This is a genomic window from Streptomyces sp. NPDC029014 (genome assembly GCF_055564695.1).
This window is the reverse complement of the sequence record NZ_JBVHVT010000055.1, coordinates 1-17,360: the sequence shown is the minus strand read 5'-3', so window position 1 is coordinate 17,360 and position 17,360 is coordinate 1. Positions and strand designations below refer to the sequence as shown.

The following is a 17,360-nucleotide window of genomic DNA, read 5'->3' as shown; positions in this document are numbered from 1 at the left end:
GGTACCGGGCCGCCCCGGAGGAATCCGGAGCGGCCTCGGCCGAGCGCTGCGGGGGACCGGTCAGCAGTGCGGCACGGACGTCTGCGCGGCGACGAGCGACGAGTGGACGTAGCCGGTGCCGACCGGGCTGGAGACCCGGAACCAGCGGTTGGAGGCGTAGTTCGAGCTCGGCGGGTACACCCACTGGCTGTCCAGCCAGCACTGCATGCCCACTCCGGTGCCGTTGCCGAGGTAGCCGTACGAGCCGCAGCCGGTGTTGGCGCAGGAGCGGACGTTCGCCCCGCCGCTGTTGGACGAGATGTAGCTGCCGGCGGCCTCTGCCCCGCCGGCCCCGGCGAGCATGCCGGTCAGGGCCAGGCCCGCCGTGGCCGCCGCGAGCGCGGTCCGGGTCCGCAGGCTGTTGGTGAAGCGTCGCATGGTGGTGCTCCTTCGCGTCGTGGTGGTCGGATCCGCCGCCGGGTTGCGTTCGGTCGCTTGGCGGCGCTCCACCAGCAAGCCCGACCGGACCCGCCCGGCGGAAGCGCAGAACCGCAGGTCGGACGGGTCCGGACGCGGCTCCGTACAACTCCGTACGGCGGCGGGAGGTCAGGGGCAGGGTGGTGCGTACGGCAGGCCCGGGAGCAGGGAGGCCCACTCGGCCCGGGTGATCGGCGAGCCGGCCCGCTCGCACACGTGCCGGGCGGCGTCCTCGGCACCGGTGCTCCACACCAGCGCCGCGGGGGCCGAGCCGCCGGCCGCCAGCGAACGCCCGTCCGGGCTGTACGCGATGGCGTACCCCTTGCCGCCGAGGCCGTTCAGGACGGCCCGGGCCTGCGGCGGTTTCGATCCGGCGCGGCCGGCCCCGGAGGTGTCCCACAGCCATACGGTGCCGTCGGTGCTCGCGGCGGCCAGGGTCGCGCCGTCCGGAGCGAAGGCGAGCGCGTAGACGTAGCTGCTCGGGCCGGTCAGCGGGGGTCCGGCGCTCACCGGACCGGCGCCGTCCGCCGTGCCGTCGAACCTCCACAGCCATACGTCCCGGTCGCCGGTGCCGGCGGCGAGGGTCCGCCCGTCCGGGCTGAAGGCCACGGACATCACGTAGCTCCCCGGTCCCTGGAGCGTGGCCTCCGCCCGCGGGGGGCCGCCCTCCGCCGGCAGCTGCCACACCAGCACCTGCTTGTCGACGGTGCCCGCGGCCAGCCGCCGGCCGTCCGGGCTGAACGCCACCGAGTACACGAAGTTGGTCGGCTCGGTCAGTTCGCCCGCGGGTCGGGGCCGGTCCGGGTCCCGGGTGTCCCACAGTCGGACGGTACGGCCCTCGCTGCCGACCGCCAGGGTCCGGCCGTCCGGCGAGAACACCGCGGACTGGACGGTTCCGGTGCCACCGGCGAGCGGTTCGCCGCGCGGTGCGGCCCGGTCCGGTCGGCTCGTGTCCCACAGCCACACCTTGCCGTCGCGGCCGCCCACGGCCAGCGTGCGGCCGTCCGGGGTGAAGGACAGCGTGCCCGAGTAGCCGGTCGGGTTGGCCAGGGGCGTGCCCACCGGGCGGGGGAGCCACGGATCGCGGACGTCCCACAGGTGCACCTCGCGGCCGGCGACCGCCAGCAGCGTTCCGTCCGGGCTGTACGCGACGGCGTTGACGGTCCCCTGCACGCCGTGCAGGGGACGTGCGGGCAGCCGCCAGATCCGTACCGTGCCGTCGGCGGCGCCGCTGACCATGCCCTGCCCGTCCGGCAGGAACGCCAGGGAGGTCACCGGCCCCGGGTGCGGGAACGAGCCGAGGGAGGTGCGGGTGGCGGCGTCGTACAGGCGCACCTGGTTGTCGGCGCTGCCGGTGGCCAGCCACCGTCCGTCGGCGCTGTGCGCGACCGTGTTCACGTAGCTGGCGGGCCCGTCCGCGGTCGCGGGGGCCCCGGCGAGGACGTCCGGGGGAGGCGGCGCGCCGTCCCCGGGGTCGGGGACCGTCCACAGCCGGGTGGACCGGTCCTGGCTGCCCGCCGCGAGCCGGCGGCCGTCGGGGCTGAAGGACAGCCCGAACACCGGCCCGCCGGCCCCGGTCAGCGGTTGCTGCCGGGGCACCGGCTCGCCGCTGCCGGAGGCGTCCCACAGTCGCACCGCGCCGTCCGCCCCGCCGGCCGCGAGGACGGCAGGGCCGCCGGGCCGGAAGGCGACCGAGTGGACGGGCCGGTCGGACCCGCCGAGCCGGCGGGCCGGTCCGAAGCCGCCGGTGCCGGCACCCGTACCGCTGCCGTCCGGTGCGGACGTCGCCGGGAGGGCCGCCGTGCCGCGGTCCCACACGTACACCCCGCCATCGGCCGACCCGGCGGCCAGCCGGGCACCGTCAGGGGCGAACGCCAGACCGTACACGGCGGACGAGGGCCCCGGCAACACCGTCCCGACCGCGACGCCCCCGGCCGGCGAAGTAGCCGCGGCGGCGGCGCGGGGCGGCTCCCACACCCGTACGGTCCCGTCGCCCGCGCCCGCCGCGAGCAGCCCGCCGTCCGGGCTGAACGCCAGCGCGTACACGGTGTCCGCGAACGGCGGCGACGGCACGTCCAGGCGCTGCGGCCGCGCCGGGTCGCGCAGGTCCCACAGGGCGACCGTGCGGTCCAGCCCGGCCGCCGCGAGCGTCCGCCCGTCCGGGCTGAGGGCGACCGCCTGCACCACACCGCGGAACGCCAGCAGCCGGGTGACCGCCGGCATCGCCGAGGCGTCCGTCAGCGCCGCCCGCGCCTCCGCCGTCGGTGCCGTCCGGTACGCCACCAGGCTCAGCTGGGCGGCCAGGGCGAGGTCGCTGCCCCGGAGCCGCTCCGAGCGGGCCGCGACCAGCCGGGACAGGGCCGTCCGGCGCTGCTGTTCGGCGTCCCGCCGCTGCACCAGCGCCACGGCGGCCAGGCAGCCGGCGAGCGTCGCGAGGACGGTGAGCAGGACCAGCAGCTGCCGCAGCCGCCTGGTGCGCTGCCGTTCCCGGCGGGCCCGCTGCTCCTCCGCGGTCCGGCTCGCCAGGAGGAACTCGTGCTCCGTGGCGATGAGTTCGTGGGCGCGGCCCCCGTGCTCGGCCCACCGGGCGGCCAGCGCCAGCCGGGCACCGCGGTACAGCAGCGAGGGCTCCCGGTCCGCCGACCGCCAGCGTTCCGCGTCGCGCGCCAGGTCCTGCCACACCAGGTGTCCGGCGCGGTCGGCCTCGATCCAACCGTGCAGGCGCGGCCAGGCGGTGAGGAGCGCCTCGTGCGTGATCCGGGCCCCGTCGCCGTCCAGGCCGACCAGACGCCGGTCCACGAAACACTCCAGCACCTCGTACACCTGCTCGGCGCGTTCGTCGCGCCACTCGTCCGCGGGGGAGGAGGGGCCGGGCAGCGGCAGCACCCTGCGGGTGTCCGGGACCCCGTCCCCGACCGTCACCATGCGCAGGAACAGGGCCCGGGCGAGGTCGCGCCGACCCTCACTGAGTGCGGCGTACGCCTCCTCCGCGCTGGCCGAGACCGCGGCGGACATGCCGCCGCCCGCCCGGTAGTCGGCGATCGTGAGGACGCTGCCGCGGCCGCGCTCCCAGGTGGACAGCAGGGCGTGTGAGAGCAGCGGCAGCCCGCCCGCGCCGGAGTCCCGCAGGTCCGAGACCAGCAGGTCGGCGAAGCCCTCGTCCACGGCGAGCCCGGCCTTGGCAGCCGGCCCGTGCACCGCGCTGCGGATCTCCTCGGTGGTGAGCGCCCCGACCACGATCTGGCCGCGCTGCAGGGCGGTGCCGAGGGCGGGCTCCTGGAGGGCCTGGGCGTAGAAGTCGGCGCGCAGCGCGCCCAGGACGTGCACGCGGGGGGAGGGGAGCGCGGCCAGGACGTCCAGGAACCGCTCCCGCTCGGCGGGTTCCTGGCAGACGGTGAAGACCTCCTCGAACTGGTCCACGGCCACCAGGACACGGACGTCGCGGCGTTCGGCCCAGTCCCGCAGGTGGACGGCGAGCCCGGCCGCGGAGTCGGGCACGGCGCCCGCGGCGGGGGAGGCCCCGTCCGCCACCGCCGTCAGCGCCGCGGAGTCGGCGGCGCTCGTCATGGTGCGCACGGCCCGGACCAGCTCCGACGCCGGGGCCCGTCCTGGGGCCAGCAGGCAGGGGACGAACCCGTGCGCCGCGCGCAGGACCGGCAGAACCCCGGCCCGCAGCAGCGACGACTTGCCCGAGCCGGAGGCGCCGACCAGGAGGTGGGGGAAGTCCGGCCCGTCGGTGAGCAGCCGCTCGACCACCACGTCCCGCAGCCGGTCCCGGCCGAAGAACCAGTCCGCGTGGTGCTCCTCGAACCGGGCGAGCCCCCGGTACGGTGCAACGCCCCGGGCCGCTCGCGGCGTGCGCGACCGGCGCAGGTCGGCCAGTCGCTCCAGCCAGCCGGCGACTTCCACGGGGTCTTTGACGCCCAGTTCCTCGAGCACCCGCCGGAAGAGCTGCAGCGAGCCGAGCGACGGGAGGCTCTGCCCGGCCAGCCAGCCGCCGATGGTGGTGTGCGCGCCGGGGGACTCCACGCGGGCGGCGAGCACCCGCACGGTGAGGGCCGCCTCCTCCCTCAGCCGGGTCAGGTCGGCGGCGAACTCCTCCCGGGGCGTCGGACCACCGGCCGGCGCGGCCGGCGGGTCCGGGAGCGCCGCCGGCAGGTCGGGCGGGGGGAGGGGCCCCGGGCCGGCACCCGGTTCGGGTGCGGGTGACGGTTGTGGCGAACGGTCCATCGCGCCTCCGCGTTACGGTGTCGGTGGGACGCATGCGCAGGCATCGTGCACGCCCGGACGGACCGTCACCCCGCGGTAGGCCGCGAACCGGTCTCTTTTCCGTACGCCGCGCGCGCCCCGGCGAGCGTTCCTGCGCATGCCGCCCCCGCCACGGCCGGAGCGGCCACCCGCAGCAGTGCCACCTGGCAGATCACTTCAGCCCCGTGGCCTCGTCCACGAAGTGGACGTCGTAGTGGTCCTGTTCGGCCAGGAGGCTGTCGAAGGCGTCCAGGCCGTGCCGGATACGGCCCAACGTGCGGAAGTAGTCGAAGCGGTCCACCCCCGGGGTCAGCAGGACGAGCAGATCGGCCGTCGCTCCGGGGGTAGCGCCGAACGCATGGGGAAGGCCGGGCGGTACGGACACGAGTCCGCCGGAGGTGACGGTCGTCGTGCGGCCGTCCAAGGTGAACCACGCGCTCCCGTCCAGCACGTAGAACAGCTCCGTCGACCGTGCGTGGTAGTGGGGGCGGGCTCCGGTGGCACCGTGCGGGAGGGTGAGGCGGTTGACGCCCACCACCCCGCCGGTGTCGCACGCGTCAGCGAGCAGGAGGAATCCTCCGCCCTCGGGGAATCCGATCCGCTCGGCCTGCTCGGCGTGCGCGATCAGGGGCTGTCGTGTGTCGCTCATGGTTCGTCACTCCTGCCGTCCGCGGCCCTTCCTGGGTCCGGTTCCATTCGACGCCGGGAAGAAGCCGTGATCCACAGGCGGTTGGAGAAGAGAGAAATCACCGGTCGTGACGAATCGCTCGGGAGGCGGACGGGTGGAGCTGAGGCAGCTGAGGTACTTCGTGGCGGTCGCCGAACAAGGCGGCTTCGGGCGGGCCGCGGAACAGTTGGGCATCGTCCCGTCGGCCGTCAGCCAGCAGATCGCCCGGCTCGAACGCGCCTGGGGCGTGGGCCTCTTCGAGCGCACCACCCGGCGTGTGCGGCTCTCCGCCGCGGGCGAGCGGATGCTCCCGGAGGCCCGCGCGGTCCTGGCGGCTGCCGACCGCACGGTGCGGGTGGCCGCCGACATCACCGCGGGGGATGACGGCATGCTGCGCCTCGGTGGTGTCCACGGCCCCCGGGACCGGCTGGGTCGCGCCCTGGCGCTGCTCGCCGTGTCCGCGCCCCGGCTTCAGGTACGGCTGCAGCGGCTTCCGGTTGCCGACCGGCTGGCCGCCGTACGCGCCGGGGAGCTCGACGCCGCTCTGGTACGGGCAGTGCCGGGGGCCGTCGGCCTCGAGTTGCTGCCCCTGTGGAGCGACCCGCTCCTCGTCGCCCTGCCCCAAGACCATCCGCTGTCGGCCGAACCCTGCCTGGATCTGGCCCAGTTGGCGGGGCTTCCCCTTCGTCTCGCCCCGCGCCCGGACAACCCCTACTTCCACGATCTGATCGGCGACGCGTGCCGCAGCGCAGGCGCCATGCCGCCGGCCGGGCCGCCCTTCACCGGCCTCCAGGCCACGCTCACGGCGATCGGCACGGCCCACGAGCCCTCATGGACGGTCTTCTACGAAGTCCACGGCCTGCCGTCCATCCCCCGGGTAGTGCTGCGCCCGCTCACCGGCCCCGGGGTGACGACGTCCTTGGCCGTCCGTCCGGGTCCACCCGGGCCGGCCCTGCGCCATCTCCTGGCCGCCCTGCACCGTGTGGAGCCGGAAACGGCACCGCCGGACTCCCCCTCCCGATCGAGCTTCTGAGCGTCTTACGCGGAGGGCGGGGCGGCGTATCCGTACGTCGCGGAGGCCCCCAGCTCCTCCTCGATCCGGATGAGCTGGTTGTACTTCGCCGTGCGGTCCGATCGGGACAAGGACCCGGTCTTGATCTGCCCGCACCCGGTGGCGACGGCCAGATCCGCGATGGTCGTGTCCTCCGTCTCGCCGGAGCGGTGGGACATGACCGCTGCCCAGCCGGCCCGCCGCGCAGTCCCGACCGTTGAGAGCGCCTCGGTCAACGTCCCGATCTGGTTGACCTTGATCAGGACGGCGTTCCCCACGCCCGTGCGGATGCCTTCCCGTACCAGGGCCTCGTTGGTGCAGAACACGTCGTCCCCGGTCAGCTGGCACCTGTCCCCGACCCGTGCGGTCAGCTCGCGCCACCCGTCGAGGTCGTCCTCGGCCATCGGGTCCTCCACCGAGAGGATCGGGTACGCGTCGATCAGCTTGGCGAGGTAGTCGACCTGCTCGGCGGACGTACGCCGGACGCCCTCTCCCGCGTACGCGTACACCCCGTCCCGGTAGAACTCCGACGACGCCGGGTCCATGACGAGGCCGATGTCGGCGCCCGGCCGGTAGCCGGTCCTCTCGATCGCGGCCATGACGAAGTCGAGCGCCTCCTCGGCGGTACGCAGCGCGGGCGCGAAGCCGCCCTCGTCGCCGACGGCCGTGGAGTGGCCCGCGGCCAGCAGGTCGCGGCGGAGCGTGTGGAAGACCTCGGAGCCCATCCGGACGGCCTCCGCGAAGGATCCCGCACCCAGCGGCGCGATCATGAACTCCTGGAAGTCCAGCGGATTGTCGGCGTGGGCGCCGCCGTTGACGATGTTCATCATCGGCACCGGAAGCACGCGGGCGTCGGCCCCGCCCAGGTAGCGGTACAGCGGCTGGCGGTGCGAGAGGGCCGCGGCCTTCGCGGTGGCGAGGGACACGCCGAGCAGGGCGTTGGCGCCGAGCCGCGCCTTGGTGGGCGTGCCGTCGAGCGCGACGAGCGCGGCGTCGAGGCCGGCCTGGTCGTCGGCGTTGCGCCCTGTGACGGCATCCGCGATCTCGCCCTTCACGTGGGCCACGGCGCGCTCGACACCCCGGCCGTGCCAACGCCGGGGGTCACCGTCGCGCAGTTCCACCGCCTCGCGGGCGCCGGTGGAGGCGCCGGAGGGGACGGCGGCGCGACCCAGGGATCCGTCGGCGAGGACGACGTCGACCTCGACGGTGGGGTTTCCGCGGCTGTCGAGGACGGCGCGGGCGGTGACGCTGCGGACGGTGGTCGGCTCGTCTCGGCGTGCGGGCATGGGGGTCCTTCCCGTTGTCGTCTGCCGGGCCCCGGCTGCGACGACGCTGGCGCTCGGCCCGACGTGGCGAAACTGTACAGCAATGCTGTTCAGCTCAGCTGTTCAGTTCGGCTGTGCAACGGCCTTTCCGGTTAAAGTGCTCCATGACCTCCCCGGATGCCGCCACCGTCGCTGCCGAACTGCGTATCGCGATGGGCAAGCTGACCCGGCGCGTGAAGCACGAGGACCGGATCCCGCACGGGCAGGTCGCCGTGCTCGGCGTTCTGGACCGCGACGGCGCCATGACCACCAGCGATCTCGCGGCCGATCAGCGCGTGCGGCCGCAGTCGATGGCCCGCGCGGTCGGCCTCCTCGTCGAGCAGGGGCTGGTCACACGCCGGGCCCACCCCACGGACGGCCGCAAGTCCCTGCTGGAGCTGTCGGAGGCCGGCCGGGTCGCGCTGGAAGCGGAGCGCGGCCGCAGGGCCGGATGGCTGGCCCTGGCCATCGATGCCGAGCTGACAGAGGCCGAACGGGAGCTGCTCGCTCGCAGCGCAGCCCTGATGGAGCGGCTGGCCGCGCGCTAGCCGCCGCCCGGCCCCAGGGGCGAACCCTCCACCCTTGAGGTCCGGACCGCCCTTTGACCTGCGGGGCTGCCGGACAGCCCTGCACCCCGCCCTCGAAGGAGAGCGGGGTGCAGGGCCGTGCGGGAGATCAGGCGTATGCGCAGATCGCGTAGACCGAGATGCCCACGCTGCTGTACGCGTTCTGACGTCCGAGACCGATCCAGCCCCGCCCGTCATCCGTCGGGAACGAACCGACCAGGATGGCGTCGTTGCCCTGTGCCTCGGCACCGCCGCCGACGGCGACCTTCCCCGCCGGGCAGTACACCGTCCGCCGCTGGAAGTTCGGCACGTTCGCGTTCGGCAACTTCACCACCTGGTACCCGTCGACGGCCGCAGCCCGCGCCGCATGCCCCCTCGACGGAGCCGTCTGACTGTCCGACGCCTGCGCCGCCCAGCCCACGCCCGACACCAGCGCCACCGCCAGCGCGCCCGCTCCGAGAACCTTGAAGCCTCGCATCCCGCTCCTTCCCGACCGGTGAGGCCCCGAAGACCGGGACCCCCATCCGCGAACGCAACCTTGCCGGGTCCATCCCTCCCAGAGCGCCGCGTACGGGACCAAACGCCCGGATGTGACGAACGGGGAGCACGAGCTCGGCCGGAGCGCCCAGTGCCCGCCCTCGGGCGCCCCGGGGAGAGTCGGCGGCTTACGGTGATCCGTTCGTCAGCAGGAGGAGAAACATTCCGCCCGGTAGGCGAGCGTGGCGGTACCGGACTCGCCGCCATCGAAGTAGGCCGGGTCGGGGGGAGGCTTTCCGGTGTAGTACTCGGTCGAAAGCAGGAAATCGGGCAGGACGGCGGCGAACGACCAACCCTGCAGGAGTTGTTGTTCCGGCGCTTCTCGGCTCGAAGCCGGACGACTGCCGGGTCCGAGGACTGCACGCAGGAAGGCCCCGATCGTTTCTTCGGCGCGTCCTTCGTCGAGGTGGCCGTGATACGGGCTGAACGCCTCGCACAGCATCCACCGAAGACGGGCGAGGAAGCCCGTCCCGTCCATCGGTTCCAGGGTGAGGCGCAGATCGCGGGGCACCATCCACGGGTCCGCGCCCGTGGAGTTCTCCGCGATGCGTCCGGCGTCTGCCACGGGACCTCGTGGAACATCCACCGGTCGCGTTCCCGGTCCGCGTGGAGCATCATCTCGTGGAACAGCGGATCGCGGAGGAAAGCACCGAGAACGTCACGGTAGTTGTCGCGGGTCACCTGGGTCTGGGCATCTACCTTGAGCAGAAAGGTATTGCTGTTCATGACCGCGTCTACGGCCGTCAAGAACGCACTGACCGCGGGCCGGTTGAGATGTCCCGTCAAAGAGCGAACTCCCTTACCTCCCCCTCGTCCCTGTCCCTCAGGCGCACCTGGACAGTACTCCAGATCAGGTCGCGACTTCGGATCTCGTTCCGGCGCGGCTCGGGGCGGCCGGCGCACGTGCCGGTGATGCAGGTCAGGCCGCGGACCCGGCCGTAATTCGCTTGCTTCGGCCACGGGTCAGCGCTGCACTGAGGCCGGACACCATGAACCGTGGTGCCGGATTGCGAGGAGGCCGTGGCAGCAATGGAGATCCGTTCCACGACGCATGAGGATCTCGACGTCTTCGTCGACACGATCCATGCCGCGTTCGGGCGCTTCCCGGAGACCCCGATCGAGGGCGGCGGGCTCTGGTGGTCGGCGCTCGAAGCGGACCGCTGCCTGCTCGCCCTGACGGCGGACGGGCGACCCGTCGGCACCGCGGCCGCGTACTCCTTCGAGCTCACCCTTCCCGGCGAGGTCCTCGTCCCGGCCGCCGGAGTGACCGCCGTCGGCGTCCTGCCCTCGCACCGGCGCCGTGGCGTGCTCAGCGCGATGATGCGGCATCAGCTCGCCGAGCTGCGGGCCCGCGGGGAGTTCCTCTCCGTGCTGTTGGCCTCCGAGGCCCCGATCTACGGCAGATTCGGCTACGGGCCGGCGACCTACACGCAGCGGCTGACGGTACCGCGCCACCAGGCCGCGTTCTCCCTCCCCAGGGCGCGCGGAACGGTCGGCGCCCCGGCGCCCGGGTCGGACACCGGCTCGGTCGAGCTGCTGCGGCGTAGCGAGTGCGGCGGAATCCTGGAAGAGGTCTACGACCGGTACCGGCGCGCCCAGCCCGGCGCGCTGTCCCGGCCGCACCGCTGGTGGGCCTTGCGCGCGGGGCAGCCCCCGGTCTCTCCGGCGCCACGTCACGTCGCCGTCCACCGGGACGCCGACGGCGTCCCGGACGGGTACGCCAGCTACTCGGTCGAGTCCGGCACCCTGACGGTCGACGAGACCATCGCCACCGACGACGCCGTCTTCACGGCCCTGGCCCGGTTCGTACTCGGGCACGACCTGGTCACCAAGGTCGTGTTCCAGCACGTCCCGCCCGGGCACGCGCTGCGCTGGCAGCTTGCGGACTTCCGCGCGGGCGAGGTGAGCCGCGACACCGACTGGCTCTGGGTGCGGCTGCTGGACGTCCCGCGTGCGCTGACCGCGCGCGGCTGGTTCACGGACGGCGAGCTCGTCCTCGACGTCGACGACCCGTTCCTCGGCGAACAGGGCCGCTACCTGCTGACCGTCCGGGACGGCAAGGCCGACTGCGTCCCGACCGAGCGGGAGCCTGACCTGTCCCTGGACATCAGCGACCTGGGCTCGGTCTACCTCGGTGGTACCGCCCCGAGCACGCTCGTGCGCGCCGGACACGTCCGGGCCCACCGCCCCGGCGCGGCCGCCCTCGCTGACGCCCTCTTCCGCGCCGAGCGCTCCCCGCACTGCCTGCACTGGTTCTGACACGGGCGCGCCGAGCCCTTCTCCAGCTGTTATTGCGGCTTCGGGCCCTTCATCAGCTTGCTGAGCTCTTCCAGGGCGCCTTCCTTCATGCCTCGGACGTAGTCCCAGCCGTTGTGGTCGCCGCCTTGGATCTCGTGGATGGTGACCTTGATCGGGCCCTTGCCGAACTGCTGCTGGAACTTCTCCATCCGGTCGCGGCCGCCCTCCTTGGTGCCGTACTGGAAGAAGACGTTCACCTCGGGGCCCTTGTTGTTGATCAGCTTCGGGGCGAGTTTCTCGGGGTTGTTCGCGTCCATTTCCGCCTGGTGGCCCTTCCAGAGCGGGGAGTCCGGGACGATCTCGCCGCCGTTGGCGATGACGGCCCGGAAGCGGTCCGGCTTCTGCAGGAGCTGCTTGAGGCCGACGAAGGCACCGGAGGAGTTGCCCATGAAGGCCCAGCCCTCGCGGGACTTGTAGGTGCGGAAGTTGGCCCGGGCGAGGTCGGGCACGTCCTCGCCGATCCAGGTGCCCATCTTGGCCTGGCCGGGGATGTCGGAGCCGTCGTAGTAGTACTTGCTGTCCGGGTTGAGGATCGGCATGACCAGGATGAACGGGAGGTTCTTGCCGGCTGCGGCGCCCTGGGCTATGGCCTCCTGGAGGCCCAGCTTCGGCAGGGTCGCCCAGTAGTTGTCGGCGTTCCCGTTGCCTCCGGGGAGGGCGATCATGACCGGGAAGGCGCTCTTGGCGTACTCGGGGCGGTCGTACTCCTTCGGCGTCCACACCCAGACGCTGCCCTCGAAACCGGACTTGGCGCCCTTTATTCGGGCCTTGGATATACGGGTGCCGTCGTCCAGCTTGACCGTCTGCTTGAAGTCGGCGAACGGACCCGTGGGGAGGGACACGTCCGGGTCCGCGCTCGGCGCGGCGGCCTGCTTCCCGCTGCCGGTCTCCTTGCCCTTCTCCGCTCCGGCGGAGGGCTTCCCGTAGCTGACCGATTCGCCGTTCCCGTCGAACCAGTCCGTCTTCCAGTAGACCAACCCGGCGCCGGAGCCGGCGAGCAGGGCCACGGCCACCGCGGAGCCGATCCACACCTTCCTGCGGGATCGCCTGGGCTGCTGCGACTGCGAGTAATCGTGCACGAACTTCGCTCCGAACAGTGCGGCTGCCCTGGGCGGGCAGAACGTGTGGGTCCTCCTCTTGGGAGGCGTTTCTCGATCCTCAGGTTGCATAAACATGCAACAAATGTCGTTTAGGTTTCAAATGAGTGTGCCCAAGCCGCCGTCCCCGGCCGCCGCGGTGCACGGCGCACAGCCACAGGACGCAGGGGGCGAGGTCGGGGAAAATCGCTGGTGGGGCCTCGCCTGCCCCCGGCTATCCTGCCTCGTCCTGTACAGGCCAAGGAGGTCACCCACCATGAGCGGCACCACTTCGTCCTTTCCCGAGCGGATCGAGATATCCGGGGAAGGCCTCGTCCTGCGCGACTGGACCGAGACGGACCTGGCCGCGATGCCCGAGCTGTTCGACCACGCCGACATCGCCTACTGGACGCCCATCGTCTCGCCCTTCGACGCTGCCGCCGCCGACACACGACTGGTCCGGAGTCGGCGGCTCCGGGCGGAGGGCACGGCCATCCTGCTCGCCATCACCGTCGACGGCGGCGCGCCGCTCGGCGAGGTGATGCTGCGGCGAGCCCCCGAGGGCACGGAGCTCGGATACGCCGTCGGCCCGGCGCACCGCGGCCAGGGGCTCGCGGCGCGGGCGGTGCGGGTGATGGCCTCGTACGCCTTCGAGCAGCTGGGTGCCGAGCAGGTGATCCTGGAACTGGAGGCCGAGAACGCGGCCAGCGTCGCCGTCGCCACCAAGGCGGGCTTCAGGCTGCTCGACGTGCCGCTCATCACGGGTGAGGAGAAGGGGCGGCCCTACTCCCTGCAGACCTGGGGTCTGGACCGCCCCTGACCCGGGTCGCGCGCGCACGCCTGGTTCGGCTCGGCATCGGGACTCGTGATGGGCGTGATCAAGCCATACTTTCGTCACCTGATCGGCTCGCCAGGACCTAGAGTGTGCGCGTGACCGAGCAGAACCCCGAACTCATCGCCGGCCGGTACCAGCTGGTCGAACGCATCGGCCAGGGCGGTATGGGCCGGGTGTGGCGCGGCCTCGACCAGCACCTCTTCGGACGTGAGGTGGCGGTCAAGGAGATCCTTTTCCCGCCAGGCATCGAGGCCGCCGATCGCGCAGCGCTGCTCCGGCGGTTCATCGGCGAAGCGCGCGCAGCGGTCACCCTCAGCCACTCAGGGATCATCACGATCCATGACGTCGTGGAGCACGACGGCGCCCCCGTCATCGTGATGGAGTTGGTCCGCGGGCAGTCCCTGGCCGCCGCCATCCGCAGCGGCGGGCGACTGCCCGTCCAGCGGGTGGCCGAGATCGGCGCCGCCATGCTCGATGCGCTGGCCGAGGCGCACAGGGCGCGGATCATCCATCGTGACATCAAGCCGGACAACGTGCTCCTGGCCAAGGACCGCGTCGTCCTCACCGACTTCGGCATCGCCCACCTCGCGGACGCCACGACCAAGCTGAGCCACAGCGGTATCGTCATCGGCACGCCGCACTACATGCCGCCGGAGCAACTGGAGGGCAAGCGCCCGACCCCCGCCAACGACCTGTGGGCGCTCGGCGCGACCCTTTACCACGCCGTCGAGGGGCACCCGCCGTTCGACGCGGAGGGGCTCCATGCCCTCGCCGTGGCAGTCTTCACCCGACCGCATCGGCCGGCGGTGCACGCCGGCCCGCTCGCACCCGTGCTGGACGCACTCCTCACCAAGGACCCCGCGCAGCGCGTGAGTGCCGGCGAAGCGGCCGAGATGCTGGCATCCGCACTGCGGTCCTCCGCGCCCGGGCCCCACACAGCCGCCGCCGAGCCGGCTTCCCCGCGCACTCCCGACCCGCGCACTCCCGACTCGCGCACTCCCGACTCGCGCACTCCCGACTCGCGCACTCCCGACTCGCGCACGCCCGACCCGCGGTCGACCCCCGTACCGGCACCGGACGCCGGGACGCCCGCTCCCGGCCCGACGGCGCCGGAGCAGCAACCGCCGTCGACGACACCGTCACCGCAGACCCCGACGGTCCTGGACTGCGGATCCGCAGTGGGCGCCCCGCAGCGCCCCGTGCCGGACCGGCCGACCGCCCCGCCCGGGCCCCCTGCCGAAGGACCGGTCACGCGGGGCTCCACCCCCGGGAGGGGAGACGGCGAGCAGGCGTCCAGCCGGCGGAGCCCCCTCGCCCGGCGCTCCGTGGTCCTGGCCGCCGTCCTCGCCACGCTCGCCACGGGCTCCGTCCTCACCTGGACCCTCACCCGTGACGAGGACACGCCTCACGGTCGCGGGGCGGGCGGCAGCGGGTCGACGGCTTCCTCCACCACGGTGGTGATCGGGGTGGACGCACCGCTCAGCGGCGGGCTGTCCTCCATGGGCACCGGCATCAGGAACTCGGCCGAGCTGGCGGTCAGGACCGCCAACGAAACCAAGCACGTCCCCGGGGTGAACTTCGAGGTCAAGGCCCTGGACGACGCGGCCGACCCCGCCAAGGGTGCGTCCAACGCCGCCCGCTTCGTGTCCGACGAGAAGGTCCTGGGAGTGGTCGGTCCCCTCAACTCCGGCGTCGCCAAGACCCTGGTGGCGCCGCTCTCCCGGGCGAACATGGCCGTCGTGTCGCCGGGCAACACCGACCCCGTGCTGACGCTGGGCCCCGACTGGGCCTCCGGCACCAGGACGCGTCCCCACTCCACCTACTTCCGCACCATCGCAACGGACGTCGACCAGGGGCCGTTCGCCGCCCGGTACCTGCACGGCGAGGCGAAGAAGACCAAGCTGTACGTGGTGAACGACGCGAGTGCCCACGGCACCGCCCTCACCTCCGGTCTCACGGCCGAATTCACGAAGCTCGGCGGGACCGTCGTGGGTACCGAGCAGGTCGATCCCGCGGAACGCGCCTTCGCGGGTCTCGCAGAAAGGGTGCGGTCCTCGGGAGCGGAAGCCGTCTACTTCGGTGGGTACTACGACACCGCAGCACCGCTCTCCCAGCAGCTCGAGCAGGCGGGCGTCACCGCCCCCCTGATGGGGGGCGACGGCATCTTCGACCAGCAGTACCTCACGACGAACCCGAAGGCCGAGGGTGACCTCGCGACCAACATCGGCGTGGCCGCCGAGGAATCGGCGGCCGGGCAGGACTTCCTCGCCCGGTACCGGAAGGCGGGCTACCCGGAAGCGGCCGGCTGGTACGGGCCGTACGCGTACGACGCGACCTGGGCCCTCATCGAGGCGGTGAAGGCGGTCGTGACGGCCAACGGCGGCTCCCTCCCCGGTGACGCCCGGGCGAAGCTGCCACCGGCCGTGGCACGGCTGGGTTTCGACGGAGTCACCGGCCGCGTCGCCTTCGACGGGAGCGGCGACACGGTCAACCGTCAGCTGACGGTGTACGCGGTGAACGACGGCAGCTGGACGTCCGTGACGAGCGGACCGGCCGCACGCTGAACCCGACGGGGCGACCGTCCGGGCATGCCGGAGGCGGTGACAGACATCGATCTGTCACCGCCCCCGGCCATCAGGCGAGCTGGAACGCTCGGACGCTCCTCATGCCTGTGTCGCTTCTCAGTACGACAGGTCCTTCTGTTCCGTGATCAGGCGACCGGCGATGCGCAGGTTGCCGTCGGAGTCGAGTACGGCGATGATCTTCTTCGTCGAGCCGTGGTGGGTCGTGAAGTAGATCTTGTCCGCCTCTTGGGAGCTGGAGTAGTTCGTGTTCACCGACAGCTCGATGCTCACCGGGGAGCTGATGAGCACGTCCTTTTTGGGTGAGGTCGGGTAGGTCTGGTTCTGCCGCAGCTTGATACGGCCGTGGGTGTCGCCCTCGTCCCAGTCCGATGCCAGTCCGAGATCGATCTCAGCCATGAGGTTTCCCCTCCAGTTCCGGCGGGCCGTTTCCTCCTCGCGGGCTCCGGCCGCGTCGTTCCGTGCAAGAAGCCCGTCAGGACGTGCCCGCTCCCCAGTGAAAGAACTTCCTCGGTCAGGTGACAGCGGCATCACCCGAACCGATCAAAAGCCTACATAGTTCGGTCATCTGCGGGGATCGGACTTCAAAAACGATCACTTTGTATCGAAGATGACCATTCTTGACCGAGTCGGCCGCGACAGCTGAGGTTCGTGGTGCGCCGGTTGTGCAGGGTGGCCCGAGGGATCCGGCGGCCATGGCCCGGCGGAGGTCGCACAGGCCGCCGGTGCTCCGAGTGGCCCGCCGTTCGGTCGGCAGCCGCAGGCTCATGGACCGGTCCTGCGGAATGGCGTTGCGCAGGTCGTCGCGGAAGGCGGCGACCGGGGGCGGCCGTCAGCGGCAGCCTGGTCACCGCCGCCCCGAACAGTTCGCGCCGCGTTTTGGGCGCCTTCTCCGGGTTTCTGTCGTTGCTGTGCGAAGAGTCGCGGCAGGTCAACAACTCCACATAGCGCCACGCATCCCCCGCTGAACCGCAGGAAATCGTGTCGCATACACCGACCCTGGCCGAATGTGCCCCTGGCTCATGCGGGATGGAGACGGAAGCATCCACGGTGTTGGCAGAACGTTCACGAGACAGGAGTGACCATGTTCGCTCGTACGTCACGCATCGCGATCGTCACGGCAACCACCATGCTCGTCCTGGGCGCGGCCGCCGCCACCGCGAACGCCGCGCCCACCCCGAAGAACTGCGTGCTCAACATCGATTCAGGCAGCATGCGGTGCTATGACACGTTCCGCGAGGCCGTCGCCTCCTCCACCGACGGACGGATCACCGACGCGCCGCTGTCGGCGAAGCACATCGATCAGAAGCTGGCCGACCGTCTCACGGGCACCTCGGGCACCGCAGGGACGCAGGAAGTGCAGCTCGGCGTCGTCTACACGGACTCCAACTACGGCGGCTCCGCCCTGGTCCTGACCGGCGCAAGCGGCTGCCAGAGCGGCAACGGCCGGGATGCCCAGATCAACCTCGAAGGCACCTGGAACAACTCCGTCAGCTCGCTGACCACGCTGTCCTGCTGGCTGGAGTTGTGGGACGCCCCCAACGCCTCCGGTGTCCACCAGGAGTACCAGCAGTCGACCTCGTACGTCGGGGACGCGATGAACGACCGGGCGAGCTCGATCGCCCTGCTGTAGCACCCCCGGCGCACAGCGGGGGGGGGGGGGGGGGGGGGGGGGGGGGGGGGGGGGGGGGGGGGGGGGGGGGGGGGGCGCGGCGGGGGGGGGGGGGGGGGGGGAGTATT

Annotated in this window: 14 protein-coding genes; 6 read left to right on the top strand and 8 right to left on the bottom strand. The window is 72.4% G+C overall.

Features of this window, described 5'->3' with window-relative positions; genetic code table 11:
* Positions 1-60 precede the first annotated feature (60 nt).
* The 3 genes from ACZ4VL_RS26895 to ACZ4VL_RS26885 form a co-directional block, all read right to left on the bottom strand.
* Positions 61-417, bottom strand: a complete 357-nt coding sequence (locus tag ACZ4VL_RS26895; protein ID WP_361099593.1) for a hypothetical protein — start codon at positions 415-417, stop codon at positions 61-63.
* Positions 418-585: 168 nt separating this feature from the next.
* Positions 586-4,686: an nSTAND1 domain-containing NTPase gene (locus tag ACZ4VL_RS26890; protein ID WP_468204739.1), complete on the bottom strand. Its 4,101-nt coding sequence runs from the start codon at positions 4,684-4,686 to the stop codon at positions 586-588.
* Between the two features lie 190 nt (positions 4,687-4,876).
* Positions 4,877-5,353, bottom strand: a complete 477-nt coding sequence (locus tag ACZ4VL_RS26885) for a cupin domain-containing protein (RefSeq protein WP_468204737.1) — start codon at positions 5,351-5,353, stop codon at positions 4,877-4,879.
* Between the two features lie 133 nt (positions 5,354-5,486).
* Here ACZ4VL_RS26885 and ACZ4VL_RS26880 point away from each other — a divergent pair, with 133 nt between their 5' ends.
* On the top strand, positions 5,487-6,404 hold the full coding sequence (locus ACZ4VL_RS26880; RefSeq protein WP_468204736.1) for a LysR family transcriptional regulator: 918 nt from the start codon (positions 5,487-5,489) through the stop codon (positions 6,402-6,404).
* Between the two features lie 5 nt (positions 6,405-6,409).
* Here ACZ4VL_RS26880 and eno read toward each other — a convergent pair whose 3' ends face one another.
* Complete coding sequence (eno, locus tag ACZ4VL_RS26875; protein WP_468204734.1) at positions 6,410-7,708, bottom strand: phosphopyruvate hydratase; 1,299 nt, start codon at positions 7,706-7,708, stop codon at positions 6,410-6,412.
* Between the two features lie 143 nt (positions 7,709-7,851).
* On the opposite strand from eno, the gene ACZ4VL_RS26870 reads away from it, so the two are divergent.
* Positions 7,852-8,274 carry a MarR family winged helix-turn-helix transcriptional regulator gene (locus ACZ4VL_RS26870; RefSeq protein ID WP_468204732.1) on the top strand — a complete coding sequence of 141 codons (423 nt, stop codon included), beginning with the start codon at positions 7,852-7,854 and terminating at the stop codon, positions 8,272-8,274.
* A gap of 127 nt (positions 8,275-8,401) precedes the next feature.
* On the opposite strand, the gene ACZ4VL_RS26865 is transcribed toward ACZ4VL_RS26870, so the two are convergent.
* Both ACZ4VL_RS26865 and ACZ4VL_RS26860 read right to left on the bottom strand, forming a co-directional pair.
* A complete protein-coding gene (locus ACZ4VL_RS26865; protein ID WP_468204730.1) occupies positions 8,402-8,770 on the bottom strand; it encodes a hypothetical protein in 369 nt (122 codons plus the stop codon).
* A 204-nt stretch (positions 8,771-8,974) separates the two neighbouring features.
* Positions 8,975-9,394 (bottom strand): hypothetical protein, encoded by a 420-nt coding sequence (locus ACZ4VL_RS26860; protein WP_468204728.1) that lies wholly within the window; start codon positions 9,392-9,394, stop codon positions 8,975-8,977.
* Positions 9,395-9,858: 464 nt separating this feature from the next.
* Here ACZ4VL_RS26860 and ACZ4VL_RS26855 point away from each other — a divergent pair, with 464 nt between their 5' ends.
* The gene (locus ACZ4VL_RS26855; protein WP_468204726.1) at positions 9,859-11,088 is read left to right on the top strand and encodes a GNAT family N-acetyltransferase; all 1,230 of its coding nucleotides are present in this window, start codon (positions 9,859-9,861) and stop codon (positions 11,086-11,088) included.
* A gap of 29 nt (positions 11,089-11,117) precedes the next feature.
* Here ACZ4VL_RS26855 and ACZ4VL_RS26850 read toward each other — a convergent pair whose 3' ends face one another.
* Positions 11,118-12,206, bottom strand: coding sequence for an alpha/beta hydrolase (locus tag ACZ4VL_RS26850; RefSeq protein ID WP_468204724.1), 1,089 nt, complete (start codon positions 12,204-12,206; stop codon positions 11,118-11,120).
* Between the two features lie 274 nt (positions 12,207-12,480).
* On the opposite strand from ACZ4VL_RS26850, the gene ACZ4VL_RS26845 reads away from it, so the two are divergent.
* Together ACZ4VL_RS26845 and ACZ4VL_RS26840 are read left to right on the top strand one after the other, a co-directional pair.
* Positions 12,481-13,023 (top strand): GNAT family N-acetyltransferase, encoded by a 543-nt coding sequence (locus ACZ4VL_RS26845; protein ID WP_468204722.1) that lies wholly within the window; start codon positions 12,481-12,483, stop codon positions 13,021-13,023.
* Positions 13,024-13,133: 110 nt separating this feature from the next.
* On the top strand, positions 13,134-15,602 hold the full coding sequence (locus ACZ4VL_RS26840) for a bifunctional serine/threonine-protein kinase/ABC transporter substrate-binding protein (RefSeq protein ID WP_468204720.1): 2,469 nt from the start codon (positions 13,134-13,136) through the stop codon (positions 15,600-15,602).
* Between the two features lie 117 nt (positions 15,603-15,719).
* On the opposite strand, the gene ACZ4VL_RS26835 is transcribed toward ACZ4VL_RS26840, so the two are convergent.
* Complete coding sequence (locus ACZ4VL_RS26835; protein WP_468204718.1) at positions 15,720-16,019, bottom strand: DUF6342 family protein; 300 nt, start codon at positions 16,017-16,019, stop codon at positions 15,720-15,722.
* Between the two features lie 685 nt (positions 16,020-16,704).
* On the opposite strand from ACZ4VL_RS26835, the gene ACZ4VL_RS26830 reads away from it, so the two are divergent.
* The gene (locus ACZ4VL_RS26830; RefSeq protein WP_468204715.1) at positions 16,705-17,253 is read left to right on the top strand and encodes a hypothetical protein; all 549 of its coding nucleotides are present in this window, start codon (positions 16,705-16,707) and stop codon (positions 17,251-17,253) included.
* The last annotated feature ends 107 nt before the right edge of the window (positions 17,254-17,360 follow it).